Source organism: Nocardia sp. NPDC059229 (genome assembly GCF_042754165.1).
Classification (GTDB): domain Bacteria; phylum Actinomycetota; class Actinomycetes; order Mycobacteriales; family Mycobacteriaceae; genus Nocardia.
Genome location: NZ_JBHZAK010000001.1, coordinates 521,568 through 539,876, shown reverse-complemented (window position 1 = coordinate 539,876; position 18,309 = coordinate 521,568). Strand labels below are relative to the sequence as shown.

Here is an 18,309-nt window from a genome sequence, read left to right as displayed (position 1 = left end):
AGTGCTGATATGAACGACATTTCCATCGATACCCCGTACGCCTCCGGCAACTCCCGGACGGATATCGAAAAGGCCCTGCTCGCGGCCGGGCACGACCTCGATCGGCTACGGCTCGCCGACCTGGCGCTGGTCGAGGACTTCCACACCATGGGCCGGATCGCCACGGGTGCGCTGGCGGAACTGGCCGGTCTCACCCCGGCGTCCCGGGTGCTCGATGCGGGCAGCGGAATCGGCGGCACCGCTCGGTATGTCGCGGAAACCTACGGATGCCGGGTCACCGCGGTGGATCTGACCGAGGACTACTGCGAGACGTCGCGCTGGCTCAATCGCCTGGTCGGACTGGACGACCGGATCTCCGTGCGGCAGGGCGACGTCACCGCGCTGCCCTTCGCCGACGGCGACTTCGATGTGGTATTCAGCCAGCACGTGCAGATGAACATCGCCGACAAGGACGCGCTGTATCGGGAAGCACGGCGGCTGCTGAATACCGATGGCCTGCTGGCCATCTGGGACATCACCACCACTTCCGGCGCCCGCCCCGACTTCCCCGTCCCGTGGGCCGACCGCTCCGAGCAGAGCCACCTGGTGACCCCGGACGACCTGCGCGTCACCCTGGAGCGCTCCGGTTTCGCCCTCGACCACTGGGACGACCTCACCGACCAGGCGGGCACGATCATGCGGGCCGTGCTGGCCGCCCCGCCGAATCCCGTTGGGCTGCAGGCCTTCGTCCCGAACTTCCCGGTGAAGATCGAGAACCTGACCCGGGCGCTCGCCGACGGCCGGCTGCGTGCCGTTCGCGCCGTCGCGCGCGCTCTGCCGTAGCACGGGCCGGATCGGGGAGCTCCGAGTGCGGGTTTGCGCGGTTGGCCGCAGCCGGAGCTCCCCGATCATGAAAGTTACCGGGGGACCGGGATTCCCGCAGACCAGACGCTGCGGATCTGCGTTGTGGCCGTGATGTCGGCGAGCGGATCGGCGTCGAGCAGAACCAGATCGGCGCGCAGACCCGGGGCGATGGCGCCGCGATCGGTCAGGCCGAAGTACTTCGCGGGCAGGGCGGTTGCCGCATCCAGGGCCTCGACGGGCGACAGGCCGGCGCTGACCAGCAACTCCAGCTCGTGGTGCAGGCTCGCGCCGAAGGCCGGGTTCATGGGCACGCCGGGGGAGGCGTTGGCGTCGGTGCCCGCCAAGATCGGGACGCCCGCGGCGCGCAGCGCACCGACATTGGTCAGGGCGTCGGCGAAGGCTCCGGGGACGCCGTGGGCGGCGGCCATGCCCTCCATCATGGTCAGGGTCGGGACGACGACCTTGCCCTCGGCGGCCAGGCGGGCGATCACTGCCTGCGGCAGCGCGAAGCCCACGGGGATGTGGGTGATGATGTCGACGCCGGCATCGAGGGCCATGGTGTAGGCGGCCGGGTTGGTGGCGTGAGCGATGACCAGCAGATTGCGGGCATGCGCCTCGGCCACAACGGCTTTGGCCGTGGCTGCGTCGGGGCCGCCGTCGCCGGGGGCTTCGAGTACCAGCTTGATGTAGTCGGAGCCGGTGGAATGACGCTGGGAGACAGCGGATTCGGCCTGGTCGGCGCTGCGGATGATGGCGGGTTCGCCGAGGAACTTGCCGTGCATTCCCTCGGGGCCGACGATGGCCATGCCCGCGCTGCGAATATCGCTGGTGCCGACGGTATTCCGGAGCTCGGCCACCACTTCGGCGAGGCTGGCCATATCGAGCCCGGTGGTGACCCCGTGGGCGGCGAGCAGCCCGGGAGTCTGCGCATCGTGGATGTGGACGTGGGCGTCGATGAAGCCGGGCAGCAGGATCGCGCCGCCGGCGTCGAGGCGTTCGGCGCCGGTGTCGTCGGTGCCGATGCGGTCGCCGTCGATGACGACCGTGGTGGGTTCGGTGAGCGCGCGGCCGTCGAAGACGCGGACATTGTCGAGCGCCGTCCGGCTCGCTGAACGTGAAGAGGTCACCGAACCAGCTTCCTCCCATTTGCCCCGGGCGACAGCGCGATTCGGGTCAGCGCCGACGGGGCAGCAGGCGGCGGGAGACGTGTTCGGTCATGGCGTCCGCGATCGGCGGCACCGTCGGCGTGGGCCGGGTGGGCGGCGGCGGGGCCGAGCGGGCGTCGGCGGAGATGCGGATCAGCAGCGCCAGGATGATGTAGTTGGCCAGCAGCGACGAACCGCCGTAGGACATGAACGGGGTGGTGAGACCCGTCAGCGGAATCAGTTTGGTGACACCGCCGACCACCACGAACAGCTGCCAGCCGATCGAGAACGCCAGCCCGCCGCCGAGCAGCTTGCCGAAGGCGTCGCGGGTGGTGAGGGCGGCGCTGAAACCGCGGACGCACAGGATGAGGAACAGCGCCAGCACGGCGGCCAGGCCGATCAGCCCGAGCTCCTCGCCGATGGTGGAGATGATGAAGTCGGTACCGGCGAACGGCACGTCCTGCGGCCGCCCGCTGCCCAGCCCGGTCCCGGCCAGCCCGCCGGTGCCCATGCCGAACAGGCCCTGCGAGATCTGGTATCCGGTCGTGTAATAGGTGGCGAACGGGTCCCGCCACACCTCGACGCGGACCCGCACGTGCCCGTACAGCTGGTAGGCGATGACCGCGCCGACCGAGAACATGGCCAGGCCGATGAGCAGCCACGAGGCCCGCCCGGTGGCGATGTACATCATGGCCAGCACGGTGCCGAAGACCAGCAGCGAGAAGCCGAGGTTCTTCTCGTACACGAGCACCAGCACCGCGATGAAGGTGACCAGCAGCAGCGGGGCCAGATCCCGCAGGCGCGGGAAGGTCATACCCAGGAAGCGTTTTCCGGCGGTGGTGAACAGGTCCCGGTTGGCGACCAGGAAGGCGGCCACGAAGATGATCAGCAGCACCTTGGCGAACTCACCGGGCTGAATCGAGAACCCGCTGATCAGGATCCAGCTCTTGCCGCCGTTGACCTCGCTGAAGCGGGAGGGCAGCAGGGCGGGGATGAGCAGCGCGACCACCCCGGCCAGGCCGCAGGTGTAGCCGTAGCGGGCCGGTTTGGTGTGGTCGGGCACGAAGACCAGCACCAGCACGAACAGCAGCATGCCCAGGCCGGTCCAGATCAGCTGATGCGCCGAGTCCGAGGACGGGATCGGCTCGCCGGCGTTCTTGGCCTTCACCACCTCGGCGCGGTCCAGCCGGTCGATGAGCACCAGCCCGATGCCGTTGAGGAGCACCACGCACGGCAGCAGCACCGGGTCGGCGGCGGGCGCCCAGCGGCGCACGGCCAGATGGGTGACAAGCACGAAGACCGTGAAAACGCCGAGCGCGCGGACACTCTGGCCGTCGAAGCCATTGCCGGTGGCCGAGGTCATGGCCAGGTAGGCGAAGGCGATCAGGGCCAGCGCGGCCACGCACAGTAGCAACTCGGCATTGCGCGGAACTCGCCCTCTCGACCTTGCCGGGGGAGGGCTGTGCCGAAATGCGCTCACACCGAACAGTATCGCGTGCGGTAGCGGATGAGGAGCCAAAGCAGTAGTGCTTCGGCTATGGCGGTGAACACCGTGAGGAATTGGCTGAAGTAACTGGCCAGTACATTCACCACGGTCAGCGACAGGATGTTGGACCAGATGCCCAGCCGGACACCGATATCGGCGCGGCCGCGCATCCACGCCGCGGCCGCCACCGCGCAGCCGACGCCGACCAGCACTTCGGCGCCCGCGGCGATGCCCAAGCCCACCAAGGCCTTCCAGCCGTGGTTCTGGGTGACGTCGAGGAAGTGGTTGAGCGCGGCCCAGGGGGAGTGCCAGCCCGCCAGCACGATGACGGCCAGCACCAGCCGCAGCAGGGTCCAGACGGCGTGGCCGATCAGCACGGTGATGAGGACGGCCGCCAGCACCCGCTGCGGCAGGATCACGTCCTCGGCGCGCCGGTAGGCCTGTCGCAGCCGGGCGAAGCGGGAGGGCTGGGCGGTCTCGTGGGTGGTGCGCAGGTAGGTGGCGAGGGCGTCGCACAGGGCCACGGTGTCGGGGGTGAAACCGCTGCGGTCGATGCGGTCGAGGCTGTGCAGCAGGTAGTTGCGCTGTTCCACGTCGATCGTGCCGCCCACGTCCATCCCGACCTGTTCGGTGACGTCGGCCAGCACCAGGGCGGGCGGGCGCACCCGGCTGCGCGCGGCATAGCGGGCGACCAGCACGATCAGCAGGAAGGCGAGGTAGATGATGGGCGCGGCCAGCGGGAAGAAATAGTCGTTGTCCGAGGTGATGAACTTCCCGACCTCGTCGATGAACAGGCCCAGCCCGACCCCGGAGAACGCCGCGGCGGTGGTCAGCGCCCCGCGCCCGGCGAACAGGAACATCACCAGGCAGGCGATGACAAGCAGTAATCCGCCGAAGAGCGCATGCGCGATGTGGTAGGTGCTGCCGCCGATCTTGGGATAGCCCGCGGCCATCAGATACAGCCGCGTGATCACCACGGTGAGTCCGAAACAGACCGCCATGATGGTCACCAGCCGGCCGGAGCCGGGCCGCCACCGCATTCTCGCCACACGTTCGCCGAACACGGTGTCCACCGTGGCACATGACCGGCGGCCGCGTCATCGAACCGAATCAGGCGGTCATCGCACCGAATCAGGTTCCGGGAGCTTCATCCGGATCAGTACGGCTGGGCGGTGGCGGAGAAGCGAGGGGAGAGCTGGTCCGCGAGGGGGCGGGGGAAGGACTGGTGGGCGGGGTCGCCGTCGGAGGTGTAGCGGGCGGTGGGGTTCGCCGCGAACCAGTCGAGCCAGTAGGTGGAGTCGAAGGGAACTGCGGTGCGGCCGGAGCGGATTCGGGGGAGGCCGGTCGGGTCGAGGGCGGCGGCGAACGGGGAGGGGGCGGGGTCGGCGCCGACGAGGAGGACGGCGTCGAAGGTGTACGGGGTGCCGTCCCAGGTACCGGCGATGGCGAGGGCGTGGTCGGCGGGGTAGACGCCGAGGGGGAGGGCCATGGAGTGGACGACGGTGCCGGGCGCGGCGGTCGCGATGGCGCGGACGTTCTGGACCAGTTCGCGCTGCACGTCGGTTGGGGACAGGTGCGCCAGGTTGGGATGGGTGGCGGTGTGGGCGCCGATGTCGTAGCCGTGGCGGACCAGCCAGGCCAGGGCGCGGGAGTCGTCGCCGAACGGCTCGTTGTTGACGTAGAAGGTGGCGGTGGCGGCGAAATCCGGGTGGCGGGAATGGAATTGCTCGAGCAGGCCGACCGCGCAGTCGGGGGTGGGGTCGCCGGAATCGCTGAGGGTGAGCTGGGTTCGGGTGGAGTCGTCGAAGGTCAGGACCACCGGGTGGGTGCCCGTGGGTAGGTCGATGGCGCCCGCCAGATACTGGGCGATGGTGATCGGGCGGTAGCCGTCGGTGTAGAGGCGGTCCAGCTCGGCGGTGAATTTCGTTGGCGTCTGGTCGTATTCGCTGCCCGGCTCGGCCTCGATGCGGTGGTACATGAGGATCGGGATCCGACCCAGCTCATTGGCGGCCACCGTGGCCGGATCCGGCGGTCTCGAGGTCGGTGGGGGTGCGGTGACGGCCGCGGGACGCGGCACGGTGGCGGTGGTTGCTCCGCAGGCGGTGGCGGTCGCGCACAGCAGCGCCGCCGCGACCATCCGCAGCGTCGTCGACGCCTTCATCGCCGCAACGCTACGCGGCGACAACGGTTTTGAGGTGATCTCGGCGAAAAACGGCCGATGCCTGCGTGCAGGCGCGATAGTGATGCCAACAGCTGTCAGTGGAAGTTGGTGTGTACGTTGCTCATGCGACTCCGGTCGATCCGCCGCCGGCGGTCCACCCTGCTCGCGATCGGCGCGGTCGTGGTTCTGGTGCTCGCCGCGCTGGTGTTCGTCTTCGGCCGCAGCCGCCCCTCCGCCGCCGGTGCCGACACCCGCCCGGCCCGCCTGGAGCTGGCCCCGACGGCCGCCGCGACCTCCTACCGTGATCCGGTGACGGTGCGCGGCACGGCGATCGGCGCGAAGCAGGTGTCGGTGGGCGACCGGTCCGTCCAGCCGGCCAAGGACGGATCCTTCGAGATCCAGCTGCCGCACGCACCGCTCGACACCACCGTCGTGGCCACCGGCGCCGCGGGCGACCGCGTCACCACCCCGCTGAAAGTGGAGGTGGCACTGCCGCGTATCCGGGCCGTCCATGTCACCGCCTACGCCTGGGCCTACGACCCCATGCGCGATGCCGTGCTCGACATGGCACGCGAGGGCCGCATCGACACCGTCGAACTCGATATCAAGGACGAGGACGGGATGGTCGGCTACGACTCGCAGGTGCCGCTGGCGCGCGAATCCGGTGCCGCCACTACGATTTACGACGCGCCGGCCGCGCTGAAGCAACTGCACGACATGGGCATCAAGGTGGTCGGCCGCATCGTCGCCTTCCGTGATCCCACCCTGGCGGGCTGGGCCTGGCACAACGGTCACCCCGACTGGGTGATCCAGAACCCGTCCGGCCAGCCGTACTCCAGCGGCTACGGCGCGATCGCCTTCACCAACTTCGCCAGCCCCGAAATCCGGTCCTACAACCGGGATCTCGCGGTCGAGGCGGCCCGGCTCGGCTTCGACGGCGTCATGTACGACTACATCCGCCGCCCCGACGGCAATCTCGCGAGTATGCAGTTCCCGGGCCTGGCCGAATCGCCGTCGGACTCCATCGCCAACTTCCTGCGCGACTGCCGCGAACCCGTGCACGACGCCGGAGCCTCGCTGAGCGCGGCCGTCTTCGGTATCGCCGCCACCCGCCCCGACGAGATCGCCCAGGACATCCCGTCCATGGCCCGCTACGCCGACTTTCTGGCCCCGATGCTCTACCCGAGCCACTGGCACTCCGGCGAATACGACGTCGCCAATCCGAATGCCCAGCCCTACGACATCATCTTCCGGTCCCTGCAGGACTTCCGCGCCCGCACCGCGGGCACCAATGCCCAGATCATCCCGTGGCTCCAGGATTTCAGCCTCGGCGTGGCCTACGGCGACGCGGAGGTGAAGGCGCAGATCGACGCCACCTACGCGGCGGGTTACAACGGCTTCTTCCTCTGGAATCCCGCGGTCAGCTACCACCCCGGCGCTCTCGCGCCCAACTGATCTGCCTCGCAACGCTTCTCGTCGGGTTCGCCCCGCCGACCGCGTCCGGGTCAGGCGGTGGTGGGGCGGTCCGCGAGCCCCAGGCGCAGGTGTTCGCTGTGGTAGATGGCCTCGTCCAGCAGTTGCGCGACATGGTTGTCGTAGAGGCTGTAGACGATGCTGCGGCCGGTCCGGGTGCCCACGACCAGCCCGAGATTGCGCAGCAGGCGCAGCTGATGCGAGACCGCCGACTGCTCCATGCCGATCGACGACGCCAGTTCGGTGACCGCGAGCGGGCCCTGGCGGAGCTCGCTGAGGATCAGTAGCCGGCTGGGGGTGGCCAGCGCTTGCAGGGTGGTCGCGACATGGGTGGCGGCCTCGGCGTCCAGCCGTGCCGTCGGCCGATCGCGGCCCTCGACGCCATGTCCCATAACACAGGAGGGTACCTCGAGGAACTCTATACACATGAAGACGTCTTCATGTGTTCTGGTATCGTCGCGGCCGTCAGGGGTAGCAATGGAGGTGAGTCGTGGTCGTGGCGACGCCGGTGCAGGCATCCGCGCAGCCGGAAGTGGCGGTCCGCCGGACCCGCCTGTTCGAACTGGCCGAGATGCGATGGGCCGCAGTGGCCCTCGCACTGTTCCTGCTCGGGCTGGCCGCCCAGCTGGCCGGCGCGCCGAGCTGGCTGTGGTGGGGGCTGTACCTGGCCTGCTACGCCGCGGGCGGCTGGGAGCCGGGCTGGGCCGGGCTCCAGGCGCTGCGCGCGAAGACTCTCGACGTGGACCTGCTCATGGTGGTGGCGGCCCTCGGCGCGGCGGCCATCGGGCAGATCACCGACGGGGCTCTGCTGATCGTCATCTTCGCGACCTCCGGGGCGCTGGAGGCGCTGGCCACCGCGCGCACCGAGGATTCGGTGCGCGGCCTGCTCGACCTCGCGCCCGAGACCGCGACCCGGCTCACCGTCACCGGTGAGGAGACCGTGCGCGCCGCCGACCTGAACATCGGCGATGTGGTCCTGGTCCGCCCCGGCGAGCGAATCGCCGCCGACGCCACCGTGATCGACGGCGGCAGCGAAGTGGATCAGGCCACCATCACCGGCGAACCGCTGCCTGTGGACAAGTCCGCCGGCGACGAGGTGTTCGCCGGCACCCTGAACGGCAACGGGGCACTGCGGATCCGGGTGGATCGCCGCGCCGAGGACTCGGTGGTGGCGCGCATCGCCGTCCTCGTCGAACAGGCCGGGCACACCAAGGCGCGCACGCAGCTGTTCATCGAGAAGGTGGAGCAGCGGTACTCCCTCGCCATGGTCGCGGTGACCCTGGCGGTGTTCGCGGTTCCCCTCGCCCTCGGCGACCCGCTGCAGCGAGCCCTGTTGCGCGCCATGACCTTCATGATCGTGGCCTCCCCGTGCGCGGTAGTGCTGGCCACCATGCCGCCCCTGCTGGCCGCCATCGCCAATGCCGGGCGGCACGGCGTGCTGGTCAAGTCGGCCGTGGTCATGGAGCGGCTGGGTGTGACCACGCGGGTCGCCTTCGACAAGACCGGGACGCTGACCCGCGGCGCCCCGCACGTCGACGAAATCCGCAGTGTCGATCCGGAATTCAGCGAGCCGGAGGTGCTGCGGCTGGCGGCGGCCGCCGAACTCGACAGCGAGCACCCGCTCGCGGCGGCCATCGTGCGCGCGGCCCGCGCCGCGGGGCAGCAGCTGCCGGCCGTCGAAGGATTCGCCGCCGATCCCGGGCGCGGCGTCAGCGCCCGGATCGGGCAGCGCCGGATCGCGGTCGGTTCTCCGGCGGCGCTGCTGCCGAGCTCCGGGCAGGGTGCGCCGCACGCGGACCGTGCCGCCCGCACGGCCGTGGACGGATTGCAGGAGAAGGGATTCACCGCGGTCGTCGTCGCCTGTGATGCGCGTCCGATCGGAGTGCTGGCGATCACCGATCAGCTCCGCCCCGAGGCCGCCACCGCGATCGATCTCACGGCCCGCGTGACGGGGGCCGCCCCGATTCTGCTGACGGGGGACAACAGTCGCGCCGCGCATCAGCTCGCGGCTCGGGTCGGGCTCACCGACGCCCGCGCCGAATTGCTCCCGCACCAGAAGGTCGATGCGGTGCGGGCCCTGCAGTCGGCCGGTGACCGGGTCGCGGTGGTCGGCGACGGCATCAATGACGCACCCGCCCTCGCCGCCGCCGACACCGGAATCGCCATGGGCGGAGCGGGTTCCGGCCTGACCCTGCAGACCGCCGATGCCGTGGTCGTGCGCGACGACCTCACCGCCATCCCCGCCGTCATCGCCCTGTCCCGCCGCGCTCGCCGGGTGGTGGTGGCCAATCTGGCGATCGCCGCGACTTTCATTGCGGTCCTGGTGATCTGGGACCTGGTCGGTGCCCTGCCATTGCCGCTGGGCGTCGCCGGACACGAGGGCTCGACCGTGATCGTCGGCCTCAATGGTCTGCGCCTGCTGCGCCGCGCGGCCTGGCGGCAGTCCGCCTCCTATCGGTCCAGCACGTAACTGCCCGGAGCGGCCTCGATCGGCTGGTATCGGGCGTTACCGAGATGCGCTGGTGCGGGCACCAGCTCACCGGAGCGGTCGCCCAGCCATTGCGCGAAATCCGGCCACCACGAACCCTGTTCGGTGGTGGCGGTGCGCTGCCACGCCTCGGGGTCGAGGCTGTTGTCGTCGGAAACGCGATAGCTGGACTTGTGATTGTCCGACGGGTTGACCAGGGCCGCGATGTGGCTATTGGTTGACAGCACGAAACGCACCTTGCCGCCCAGCATCTGGCTGCTGCGGTAGCAGTTGGTCCACGGGCAGAGGTGATCGGCCGAGCCCGCGACCACGTAGGAATCGGCGGTGATCCGCTTCAGGTCGATCTCGGTGCCGAGCACGGTGACGCCGCCGGGCCGGGCGAGCTTGTTGCCCAGCGCGGTGTCGAGGAAGTCGCGATGCAGTTTCGCCGGCATCCGGGTGGTGTCGGCATTCCAGAACAAGATGTCGAAGGCCGGCGGCTTGCGGCCCTGCAGATAGTTGTTGACCCAGTAGTTCCAGACGAGGTCTCGCGGGCGCAGCCACGCGAACACCGCGGCCAGTTGCTTGCCGTCCAGATAACCCTGTCGCCGCGACCGGGCGATCGCGGCGGCGGCGGCCTGCTCGTCCACCATCGCGCCGAACGCGTCCTCACGGGCCTGGTCGAACATGGTCACCAGCAGATCGAGGCTGGCCAGCCGGTCGAAGCCCGCGGTCTCGGCCCGATAGGCCGCCGCCATCGCCGCGAGCAGTCCGCCCGAGCAGGCGGCGAGCACGTGTGCCGTGCTGTGACCGGTGATCTCGTCGACGGCGTCGAACGCCCCGACGACGGCCTCGACGTAGGCGTCGAAGCCCCACTTGCTGTGCCGCGCATCGGGATTGCGCCAGGACACCACGAACACCTGCTGGCCCTGCCCCACCAGGTACTCGATGAGGCTGCGCCCCGGCGCCAGATCGAGCACGTAGCTCGGCATCCTGCCGCTCCAGGGGCAGGTCCTGCACCAGGCCCTCGGCGGCGATCCCGGCGGCGAGATAGGCCTGTACCACGCGGCGCGACAACGGATTTCCCGCCCAGGCGGGATCGGCGAACCGCTTGTCCCGGCTGGACGGGGCGACGGTGGAGGAGCCGGCCGCGATACGGGTCAGCTCCGCGCCCAGGGTTGCCGCCCGGTTCGCGACGCGCCGGGGCCGCCGCGCCATCGCCAGGAGCAGGCTCAGTCCCGAGCGCCCCGGCAGGAACCGGCGGGCGATCCTGGTCGTGGCCTCGGTGAGGATCAGGTCCGGGGGTGCGGAGACATCCAGATCGGTCATGACAGTCCTTCTGGGAGAGACGATTTCACGTTCGATGAGATGGGCGAAGGTCGACGATGACTCGCACCTGTCAATCGTCGGAGAGCCGCGCGGGCAAACCTATGTGCCCGGGAAACATGAAATGCCGCTAACGATGTGGTCGAGCACATTCATCCCGGATGGGGCGATGCGTACTCTGGTGCTCGGATCGTGCTCCGATACCCACGAGGACACCCAATGGCGAGTGAAAATGCCCGGGAGTACACGGTATCCGGCGACCGCCTGCGCGTTGTGGTCCGTCCCGGCGTCGGCGTCCCGCTGGTGCTGTGCAATGGGATCGGCGCGAGCCTCGAGCTGCTGCAGCCATTCGTCGACGAGCTCGATCCGGCGATTCCGGTGATCCGGTTCGACCCACCGGGGATCGGTCGTTCGCCATTGCCCCGGCGGCCCTATCTCCTGGCCACGCTGGCCGGCCGGGTCACCACACTGCTCACCCAACTCGGCTACGACACCTTCGACGTGCTCGGCATCTCCTGGGGTGGCGGCCTGGCACAGCAGATCGCCCTGCAAAACCCCCGGCGCTGCCGGCGCGTGGTCCTGGTCAGCACCGCCACCGGCTGGATGATGGTCCCCGCGCACCCGAAGGTGCTGCGCAAGATGATCACTCCGCGCCGATACCGCGACGCCGAGTACGCCACCAGGATCGCCGCGGAACTCTATGGTGGCCGGCTGCGCACCGATCCGGACCGGGTGACCACCCTGCTGGCCGGACACTCGTCGGCGTCCTCCGCTCGCGGCTACCTGCTGCAGCTGCTGGCCGGCACCGGGTGGACCAGCCTCCCGTTCCTCGGTTTGATCCGCCAGCCGACGCTGATCCTGGCGGGCGACGACGATCCGATCATTCCGCTCGTGAACGCGAAGATCATGGCCCGGCTGATACCCGACGCGCGGTTGCACGTGTACCACGACGGTCATCTGGGTCTGGTCGTGATTTCCGATCAACTCGCCCCGGAGGTGAGCCGATTCCTCCGGGGTGATCGGCAGCTCGACCTCGAACGGAGGGATGCCGTTCGCTGACCCTGCGCGCGGCGTGGCGCTGAGCAGGGGGTACGGTGATCAGACGTCCGGGGATCTCGGATGGGTGAGCCGGGAAGTCTGGTCGGCGTCAGGACATGACGCCGGAACAGCGCAGGAGGCTCGACCGTGGCCGGCATTCCTCTCGAATTCGACCGCCGCCGCGAGGCATTGCGGACCAATCTGTGGTTCGTGCCGACCGTGGAGGTGCTCGCGGCGGTCGGGCTGTTCTGGATCACCTACCTGCTGGACCGGGCGGCATATCGGGGCGGGTTCACGTTTCCGTCCTGGGTCATCGGCGGCCCGCCCGACACGGCGCGGCAGGTGCTGACGGCCATCGCCGCCGCCATCATGACCGTGGTGGGTGTGGTCTTCTCGATCACCATCGTGGCGCTGACGCTGGCCTCCACCCAGTTCGGTCCGCGCATGCTGCGCACCTTCATTCGCGATCGGGGCACCCAGGTCACCCTCGGTACCTTCGTGGCGACCTTCGTCTACGCCATCGCCGCGCTGGTGTCCATCGGATCGGATTTCGTGCCGCACATCAGCACGACGGTGTCGATCGCGTCGCTGGTGCTCGATCTCGCGGTACTGATCTACTTCATCAATCACATCGCCATGGCGATCCAGCTGCCCAATGTCATCGCCGAGATCGCGGGTGAGGTGGCGGCCGGAATCGAGGCGCAGCGCAGCGACGCGCCCACCACCCCGCATTGCGGGCCGACGGCGGCCGAATTGCTGGAACGGATGGCGGGCGAGGGCGGTGAGGTCCGGGTGACCGGCAGCGGATACCTGCGCTACATCCGCTACGAGCAGCTGGTGCGGCTCGCGACCGAGGCGGACGCGGTGATTCACCTGCCCTACCGGCCCGGGCATTTCCTCACCGAGGGGCAGGTGGTGGCCACCGTCTGGCCCGCGTCGGCGGCCGGGCGGATAGCGGAGAACTTCTCGCGCGGGCACATGGCAGGGCCCACCCGGTCGCTGGCCCAGGACATTTCCTTCGGCATAGACCAGCTGGTCGAAATCGCCGTGCGCGCGCTGTCCACCGCGGTGAACGACACCTTCACCGCCCTGACCTGTATCGACTGGCTCGGGGACTGCCTTTCGCGGGCCGCGGTGGCGTGGGAGCCGAGCCCGGTCTACCGCGGCAAGAACGGTTATGTCCGCGTCATCGCGGCGCAGGCGAGTTACGAGCGGCTGGTGCAGCGGGCCTTCGAGAAGATTCGACAGTCCGCGCGCGGCATGCCCGCGGTCATGATCCGGCAGCTCGAAGCGCTGGCCCAGATCTCGGATCACACCACCGATTCCGAGCGGCGCAGCATTCTGCTGGAGCAGGCGGCGATGATCGTGCGGTCGGCGCGCGAGTCGGTGCCGGAGGACGCGGATCTCCAGGACGTGCTGCGACGGTACCGGGTGCTGGTCGGCGACGCGGAGCTGCCGCTGATTCAGGCCGTGTCAACGCCAGAACTGCCAGGCACGGCGTGAATCCTGTTCCTGCGGTATGAGTGTCGCCGCGGGCGGCAGGGTGTCCGCGGGGTCCAGGACCAGCAGGGTGGTCATGGCCTGGTGGAGGTCCAGGCGGGTGCGGAGCCAGGGCCAGCCGCCGGCGAGGGTTTCGGTCAGATCGGCCGGGGGGAGGTCGAGGGCTGCCACCGCGGACAGGAGGATGGATGGGGGCATGTCCCATTGGCGGGCGCAGGCGGTGATCAGGGCGGGGAGCTGCTCGGCGGGGGTGAGGGCGAGGATGCGGCGCAGGGCGGGGACGGCGTCGGGGGTGCGGGAGCGGGAGACCAGGGCGGAGACGACGAATTCGAGGTCCGCGGTCAGGGCGGCGGACAAGGTGCCGGTGGGGGATTCGGCTTCCAGTGGTTCGTCGGCCGGGGTACACAGCAGGGCCGAGAGTTCGGCGCGGGACCAGGTGCCGCGCTGCCGGCTCCATCCGAATGCTTTGCGGGGCAGGCGGAGTCCGTCTCGCTGCTGATCGTCGGTGGGCGCCGGGACGGCGAGGACGACCAGGGCCTCGATCGGTTCCGGAAGATCCAGGGTCTTGCGCAGCGTGCGCCATGCGGGGCGGAGGGCGGCCACCAGTTCGGCCGGTTCGGAGCGGGTGAGGGTGAGGGCCTTCAGCAGGGCTGTGGCATCGATCGCGGGGTAGCGGGTGGCCTCGGCCAGCAGCGCAGGCAGCAGGTCGGCGGGCGCGCAGGCCAGGATCTGTTCCAGCGCATAGCGATCGCGGCCGTTGCACGAGACGTTCACCACCAGCTGGGCGACGATGCCCAGGTTGGTGTGCATGGCCTGGCGCAGGATTCGGCTGCCGCCGGTATGGGTGCCCGGATCGTCGACCTCGGCGCTGAGGGCCTCGTACACCAGGGCCCGGTCCCGGGAGCCGATCGCCTGCTCGCGCAGGGCGCGGTGACGCAGCAGATGGGCGGCGACGATGCGGCGATGCTCGACTTCGCCGGTGCCCCAGTCCCGCTGGAGGCGCGGCCAGACCGATTCGGCATCGGACGAGGTCAACGGCGCGGTCCCGGATTCCAGGCGGTGCCAGGCGGAGGTGGCCAGCGCCGCGCTGAGATCGATGCCGAGCTGCCGGGCCACCTCGACGGTGCGGGTACGGTCGCGGCCGTCGGTTAGGACACGGTCGGTGAGAACCTGTTCGAAGGTGCGGCGGACGCTGGGACGGTGGTCGAGTCGCGCCAATGCCTGTGCGACGCTGGGTCTTCCGATGGCGAGACGGACAGCGCGCCCGGCCACCGCGTCGTCGCGGAGCCAGTCGGGGTTCAGCTCCGGGTCGGTGATCACCTCGGCCAGGTGGTCGTCGTCCAGCTCGGCGGGACCCAGGGTGCGCAGGTGCCATCGATAGCACCAGTGGCCGATTTCGTCTGCGGTGGACAGGGATTCGGGCAGCGTGACACCGGCGCGCCGGTGGCCGATGATCTGCTGCCCGAGCAGGACGAACGGGTCCGATTCGTCGCCGGGATCGCCCGGTGTGACGATGCGGCGCGCGCCGCCGGGCGGGGCGGGGCTGTCGCGGGTCACCGCGGTGATCGCGACGGGAGCCGAGGATGGCGTGCTGGAGGTGCAGAAGGTCAAGTCCCGCAGGCTGTTCCGGGGTAGTAGGCCGTAGAGTGCCCGCAGCATGGCCACGGCGTCCGTGCTGCTCTCGACATGCAGTTCGATGGCGGGGCCGCGCCCGGCCAGATGCGCCAGGGTGTAGCCGAGCAGCGCGGGCAGCCAGTCCAGGTCGAGGTAGGCGTCGGCCGCGGCGGTGACGGCGGGACTGTGCTCCACGGAATTCGGCAGCGGCGGCCAGTGATCGGTGGGAAATTCGGCGTCGTCGAGCGAGGTGCGGAATCGTCCCGCGTCGTGGAGGTTCAAAGTCGTTGCGCCGTCGAGTGTTCCGCGACCACCCGCGACGAGGTGTGCCACACAGGTGCCCGGCCGGTCATTGGCGGGCGTCTTCAGCACCGCCACCGCGAGTCCCCGCACCACGGTGAACTCCAGCGCGAACGCCTCCGGCGACGCGGGCGAACCATCCCAACTGACCAGCGACCCCAGCTCTCGCGTGGTGGATCCCAGTGCGGCGGGCCAGTTTCCGGACCTGGCGACCACGCCGACCCCGGTCCCGGAGGACTCCAGCGTCACCATGGCCCAGCCGCACAGCAGCTGCGCGAAACCCGTCATCGGTCCGCCCGTAGCCGGTCGATGCGGTCGAGCATGTGGATCACCGGGTCCACGGCCGCGAACGGCTTGAACACCGGATAGGTGTTGTCGGCCCGCTTGCCGCACCCGACCGCCGAGACCGGGAAGTAGCGGTTGTGCGGGAAATGGATGGACAGCGTGGCGTCGACGGCCGGAAACAGTTTGCGCACCAGGCTTCTGGTGGCGTCGGAGCGATAGTCGATCTGGCCGGGCTGATACAGATTGCCCGCACCATTGAGGCTGTACGGCGTATCCGCCCAGTCCGGCGGCGGCGCGACCAGGCCGACCTCGGGCAGGTTGATCAGCGACAGCAGATCCGATTTCGCGATGATGGTCGAGGCGTGCAGGCGCGGCGGCTCGATGGGCAGATCCAGCGGATAGCTGTTGGCCGTGCGCCACAGCTTGGCGATCTGGTCGATCATCATCTTGGTGCGGCCGACGGTCTGGGAGTGCTCGACATTGTTGTTCAGGCTCTCCTCGTTGGCCGGTCCCGCGTGCTCGCGCATGATGGCCAGGTACTGCTTGTTCAACGTGGACGGCACCACGAACCAGAGGAAGTCGGCGATGGCCAGGTGCGGGCTCACCTTGGCCGCGATCTCGGCGTCGGCCACATCCTCGCCCGCGACGTCCACGAAGGCGAGATTCACCGTGCGCCTGGTGGACAGCGAGGTGAACTTGATCAGAATCGGGGTGCGGACCTGCCAGCCGCTCCAGGCGTGGGTCCGGGTCTGCTGCTGCGCCATCGGTGGTTGCGGCGGGCGTGGGGGTTGCGGCAGACCCGGCGGCTGCGGTGCGCCGAGCGGCCCGATGCCGTTCTCCTGCCGCTGCTGCGCGCCGACGTAGCCGCGCTTCTGGGTGTAGCCGATGGCCTGCCGGTTCATCAGCGTGTTCTCCAGCGCGGCCAGCATTTTCGTCGAACGGCGGGACGGCACGATGGACCATTCGCGGGCCAGCATCGGGTCGTTCATGACCGAATAGATCATCGACACGATGAGATGCGTCTTGGACGAGGCGGATTCGCCGACGAAGCCGATCACGGTGGTCGGATGGTCGAGGATCTCCTCGTCGATCTCGCAGCCGTTCGGGCAGCGCCGATCCAGGCGCCGCGAATAGTCCCCGACGCGGGCAGCGAACCCGCCGTTGGGCTGGCGCAGCACCCAGATCCAGGAGCGGCGGGCGGTATCGAACTTGAACTCCGCCAGGCAGTTCAGGCAGACGATTCGCACGGGCACCCCTCAGAGCACGGTGTAGGTCAGCCACAGCAGCGTGGCCAGGAAAAAGGCCCCACCGACCGCGGACGCCACCCGCAGCCAGTGCCAGGAGCGGGATCCGGCGTACACGTACTGCTGCCAGGCCAGGCCGGCCCGTCGGTTGTTCATCGCAGTTCCTCACAGGTGATGGGCGATCGACAGGATCACCCAGGCGAGCAGCACGAAAACCAGCCAGCCCACCGCGATTCCGGCACCGGCCGCGCCGAGCAGCACGCCGCCGATGTAGCGGGGATCGTCGCGGGTCAGTCCCTCCAGGACGCGCTGGCGGTATTCCAGGGCCGGGCGGACGAAGATGCCCCACAGCCCGGTCTCGGGCAGGTCGACGCCGTGCCGTTCCTCCGGCGGCCGCACCGGCGGGCCCGGGGTCAGGACGCTGGTCTGCGCGCGCACCGGCACGGTGACCGGTTCCGGCCTGGCGCCCTTGACGGTTCGGGTCAGGCTGCGGGTCTCGGAGTGGACCGCGTCGCGGAAGTAGTGCTGGAACTCGGCCGCGGATTGGAAACGCAGCGACGGATCCGGCGAAAGCGCCTGATCCAGTACCGATTTCAGTCGGCCGGGCAGCGGCGCCGGCGCGAACACCGCCTCCAGCACCTCATGGCACACCACCGCGAACGAGTACACGTCACTGAGATGGGTGAACCTGCCGTGTTCGAGATACTCGGGCGCGGAATAGTTCTGCGTGCCCACCACCTGGTTGGTGCGGGTGAGCCGCAGCATGTTCTCCCGCATCTCGATGGCGATGCCGAAATCGGCCAGCTTCGCCGTGCCGTCGCGGCAGATCATGATGTTCTCGGGCTTGATGTCGCGGTGCACCACCTGCTTGGAGTGCGCGTACACCAGCCCGCTGAGCGCGTCGGTGAGAATCCGGGCCAGCGCCGGCAGCGACCAGTTCTCCTGGCCCCGCATGAACTGCCGCAGATTCTCCCCGTGAATGAACTCCATCACCAGAAACGGTGAGCGGCACCCGTTCTCGGCGAACACCCCCGAGTCGTGCAGCATCACCACATTGGTGCAGTTCATCTGCGCCGCGATCCGCGCCTCCCGCTCGAACCGCTGCCAGGCCACCCGCTCGTCCTGCGCCCGCACCGCGACACTGCCCGCATCGAGCACCTTGACCGCAACCTGCCTGCGCAACTGCCGATCCCAAGCATCCCAGACCTCGGCCATCCCGCCCTTGCCGACCAGCTCCCGCAGCTCGTACCGGCCATTGATCAGCCTCACCGGCGTCCGACCTTCCCCGCGGAGCGGCCGCCTTCCCCGCGAACCACCCCGGACGACAACGAATCACCGCCCACTGTACGCGCGCCCACCCACCCCCCGCCCACCCATATTTCCAGCCGATTTGCACTCGAGGGGGTCCCCTGGTGTACCTTCTCCCA

14 protein-coding genes and 1 pseudogene are annotated in these 18,309 nt (G+C 69.4%); 5 read left to right on the top strand and 10 right to left on the bottom strand.

The genetic code is table 11. The annotated features are described in order from the left end of the window. The first annotated feature begins 9 nt into the window (after positions 1-9). The gene (locus ACFXHE_RS02555; RefSeq protein ID WP_379379056.1) at positions 10-822 is read left to right on the top strand and encodes a class I SAM-dependent methyltransferase; all 813 of its coding nucleotides are present in this window, start codon (positions 10-12) and stop codon (positions 820-822) included. Positions 823-896: 74 nt separating this feature from the next. On the opposite strand, the gene ACFXHE_RS02550 is transcribed toward ACFXHE_RS02555, so the two are convergent. The 4 genes from ACFXHE_RS02550 to ACFXHE_RS02535 form a co-directional block, all read right to left on the bottom strand. Continuing rightward, the gene (locus ACFXHE_RS02550; protein WP_379379054.1) at positions 897-1,970 is read right to left on the bottom strand and encodes an amidohydrolase family protein; all 1,074 of its coding nucleotides are present in this window, start codon (positions 1,968-1,970) and stop codon (positions 897-899) included. Positions 1,971-2,016: 46 nt separating this feature from the next. After that, the gene (locus tag ACFXHE_RS02545) at positions 2,017-3,390 is read right to left on the bottom strand and encodes an FtsW/RodA/SpoVE family cell cycle protein (RefSeq protein WP_379379052.1); all 1,374 of its coding nucleotides are present in this window, start codon (positions 3,388-3,390) and stop codon (positions 2,017-2,019) included. A gap of 74 nt (positions 3,391-3,464) precedes the next feature. Beyond that, positions 3,465-4,538 (bottom strand): hypothetical protein, encoded by a 1,074-nt coding sequence (locus ACFXHE_RS02540; protein ID WP_379379050.1) that lies wholly within the window; start codon positions 4,536-4,538, stop codon positions 3,465-3,467. Positions 4,539-4,630: 92 nt separating this feature from the next. After that, entirely contained in the window at positions 4,631-5,635 is a 1,005-nt protein-coding gene (locus tag ACFXHE_RS02535; RefSeq protein WP_379379048.1) for a polysaccharide deacetylase family protein, read from the bottom strand. Between the two features lie 123 nt (positions 5,636-5,758). Between ACFXHE_RS02535 and ACFXHE_RS02530 the strand changes: the two genes are divergently transcribed. Next, positions 5,759-7,090, top strand: a complete 1,332-nt coding sequence (locus ACFXHE_RS02530; RefSeq protein WP_379379046.1) for a putative glycoside hydrolase — start codon at positions 5,759-5,761, stop codon at positions 7,088-7,090. Between the two features lie 50 nt (positions 7,091-7,140). Here ACFXHE_RS02530 and ACFXHE_RS02525 read toward each other — a convergent pair whose 3' ends face one another. Further along, entirely contained in the window at positions 7,141-7,500 is a 360-nt protein-coding gene (locus tag ACFXHE_RS02525) for a metalloregulator ArsR/SmtB family transcription factor (RefSeq protein ID WP_354835904.1), read from the bottom strand. A 179-nt stretch (positions 7,501-7,679) separates the two neighbouring features. Here ACFXHE_RS02525 and ACFXHE_RS02520 point away from each other — a divergent pair, with 179 nt between their 5' ends. Continuing rightward, positions 7,680-9,578: a heavy metal translocating P-type ATPase gene (locus ACFXHE_RS02520; RefSeq protein WP_379380352.1), complete on the top strand. Its 1,899-nt coding sequence runs from the start codon at positions 7,680-7,682 to the stop codon at positions 9,576-9,578. Here ACFXHE_RS02520 and ACFXHE_RS02515 read toward each other — a convergent pair. Next, a pseudogene (locus tag ACFXHE_RS02515) lies at positions 9,560-10,904 on the bottom strand (alpha/beta fold hydrolase). The gene ACFXHE_RS02520 and the pseudogene ACFXHE_RS02515 sit on opposite strands and share 19 nt — an antisense overlap. A gap of 216 nt (positions 10,905-11,120) precedes the next feature. Here ACFXHE_RS02515 and phaZ point away from each other — a divergent pair. Together phaZ and ACFXHE_RS02505 are read left to right on the top strand one after the other, a co-directional pair. Then, positions 11,121-11,960, top strand: a complete 840-nt coding sequence (gene phaZ / locus ACFXHE_RS02510) for a poly(3-hydroxyalkanoate) depolymerase (protein WP_379379045.1) — start codon at positions 11,121-11,123, stop codon at positions 11,958-11,960. Between the two features lie 126 nt (positions 11,961-12,086). After that, a complete protein-coding gene (locus ACFXHE_RS02505) occupies positions 12,087-13,442 on the top strand; it encodes a DUF2254 domain-containing protein (protein ID WP_379379043.1) in 1,356 nt (451 codons plus the stop codon). On the opposite strand, the gene ACFXHE_RS02500 is transcribed toward ACFXHE_RS02505, so the two are convergent. Genes ACFXHE_RS02500 through ACFXHE_RS02485 form a run of 4 tightly spaced genes read right to left on the bottom strand, consistent with a single transcriptional unit; the run spans position 13,413 to position 18,151 of the window. Next, entirely contained in the window at positions 13,413-15,641 is a 2,229-nt protein-coding gene (locus ACFXHE_RS02500; protein WP_379379041.1) for a hypothetical protein, read from the bottom strand. The genes ACFXHE_RS02505 and ACFXHE_RS02500 overlap by 30 nt on opposite strands. Continuing rightward, entirely contained in the window at positions 15,638-16,885 is a 1,248-nt protein-coding gene (locus tag ACFXHE_RS02495; protein ID WP_379379039.1) for a hypothetical protein, read from the bottom strand. The genes ACFXHE_RS02500 and ACFXHE_RS02495 overlap by 4 nt, the downstream gene beginning before the upstream one ends. Positions 16,886-16,894: 9 nt before the next feature. Beyond that, the gene (locus ACFXHE_RS02490) at positions 16,895-17,038 is read right to left on the bottom strand and encodes a hypothetical protein (RefSeq protein WP_356999350.1); all 144 of its coding nucleotides are present in this window, start codon (positions 17,036-17,038) and stop codon (positions 16,895-16,897) included. Positions 17,039-17,047: 9 nt separating this feature from the next. Next, entirely contained in the window at positions 17,048-18,151 is a 1,104-nt protein-coding gene (locus tag ACFXHE_RS02485) for a serine/threonine-protein kinase (protein ID WP_379379037.1), read from the bottom strand. Between the last annotated feature and the right edge of the window lie 158 nt (positions 18,152-18,309).

Excerpts from the sequence above, each read along its gene's own strand:
- ACFXHE_RS02490 (WP_356999350.1), bottom strand. The coding sequence starts at position 17,038 with ATGAACAACCGACGGGCCGGCCTGGCCTGGCAGCAGTACGTGTACGCC.
- phaZ (WP_379379045.1), top strand. The coding sequence starts at position 11,121 with ATGGCGAGTGAAAATGCCCGGGAGTACACGGTATCCGGCGACCGCCTG.
- ACFXHE_RS02520 (WP_379380352.1), top strand. The coding sequence starts at position 7,680 with ATGCGATGGGCCGCAGTGGCCCTCGCACTGTTCCTGCTCGGGCTGGCC.
- ACFXHE_RS02500 (WP_379379041.1), bottom strand. The coding sequence starts at position 15,641 with ATGACGGGTTTCGCGCAGCTGCTGTGCGGCTGGGCCATGGTGACGCTG.
- ACFXHE_RS02555 (WP_379379056.1), top strand. The coding sequence starts at position 10 with ATGAACGACATTTCCATCGATACCCCGTACGCCTCCGGCAACTCCCGG.
- ACFXHE_RS02530 (WP_379379046.1), top strand. The coding sequence starts at position 5,759 with ATGCGACTCCGGTCGATCCGCCGCCGGCGGTCCACCCTGCTCGCGATC.
- ACFXHE_RS02525 (WP_354835904.1), bottom strand. The coding sequence starts at position 7,500 with ATGGGACATGGCGTCGAGGGCCGCGATCGGCCGACGGCACGGCTGGAC.
- ACFXHE_RS02535 (WP_379379048.1), bottom strand. The coding sequence starts at position 5,635 with ATGAAGGCGTCGACGACGCTGCGGATGGTCGCGGCGGCGCTGCTGTGC.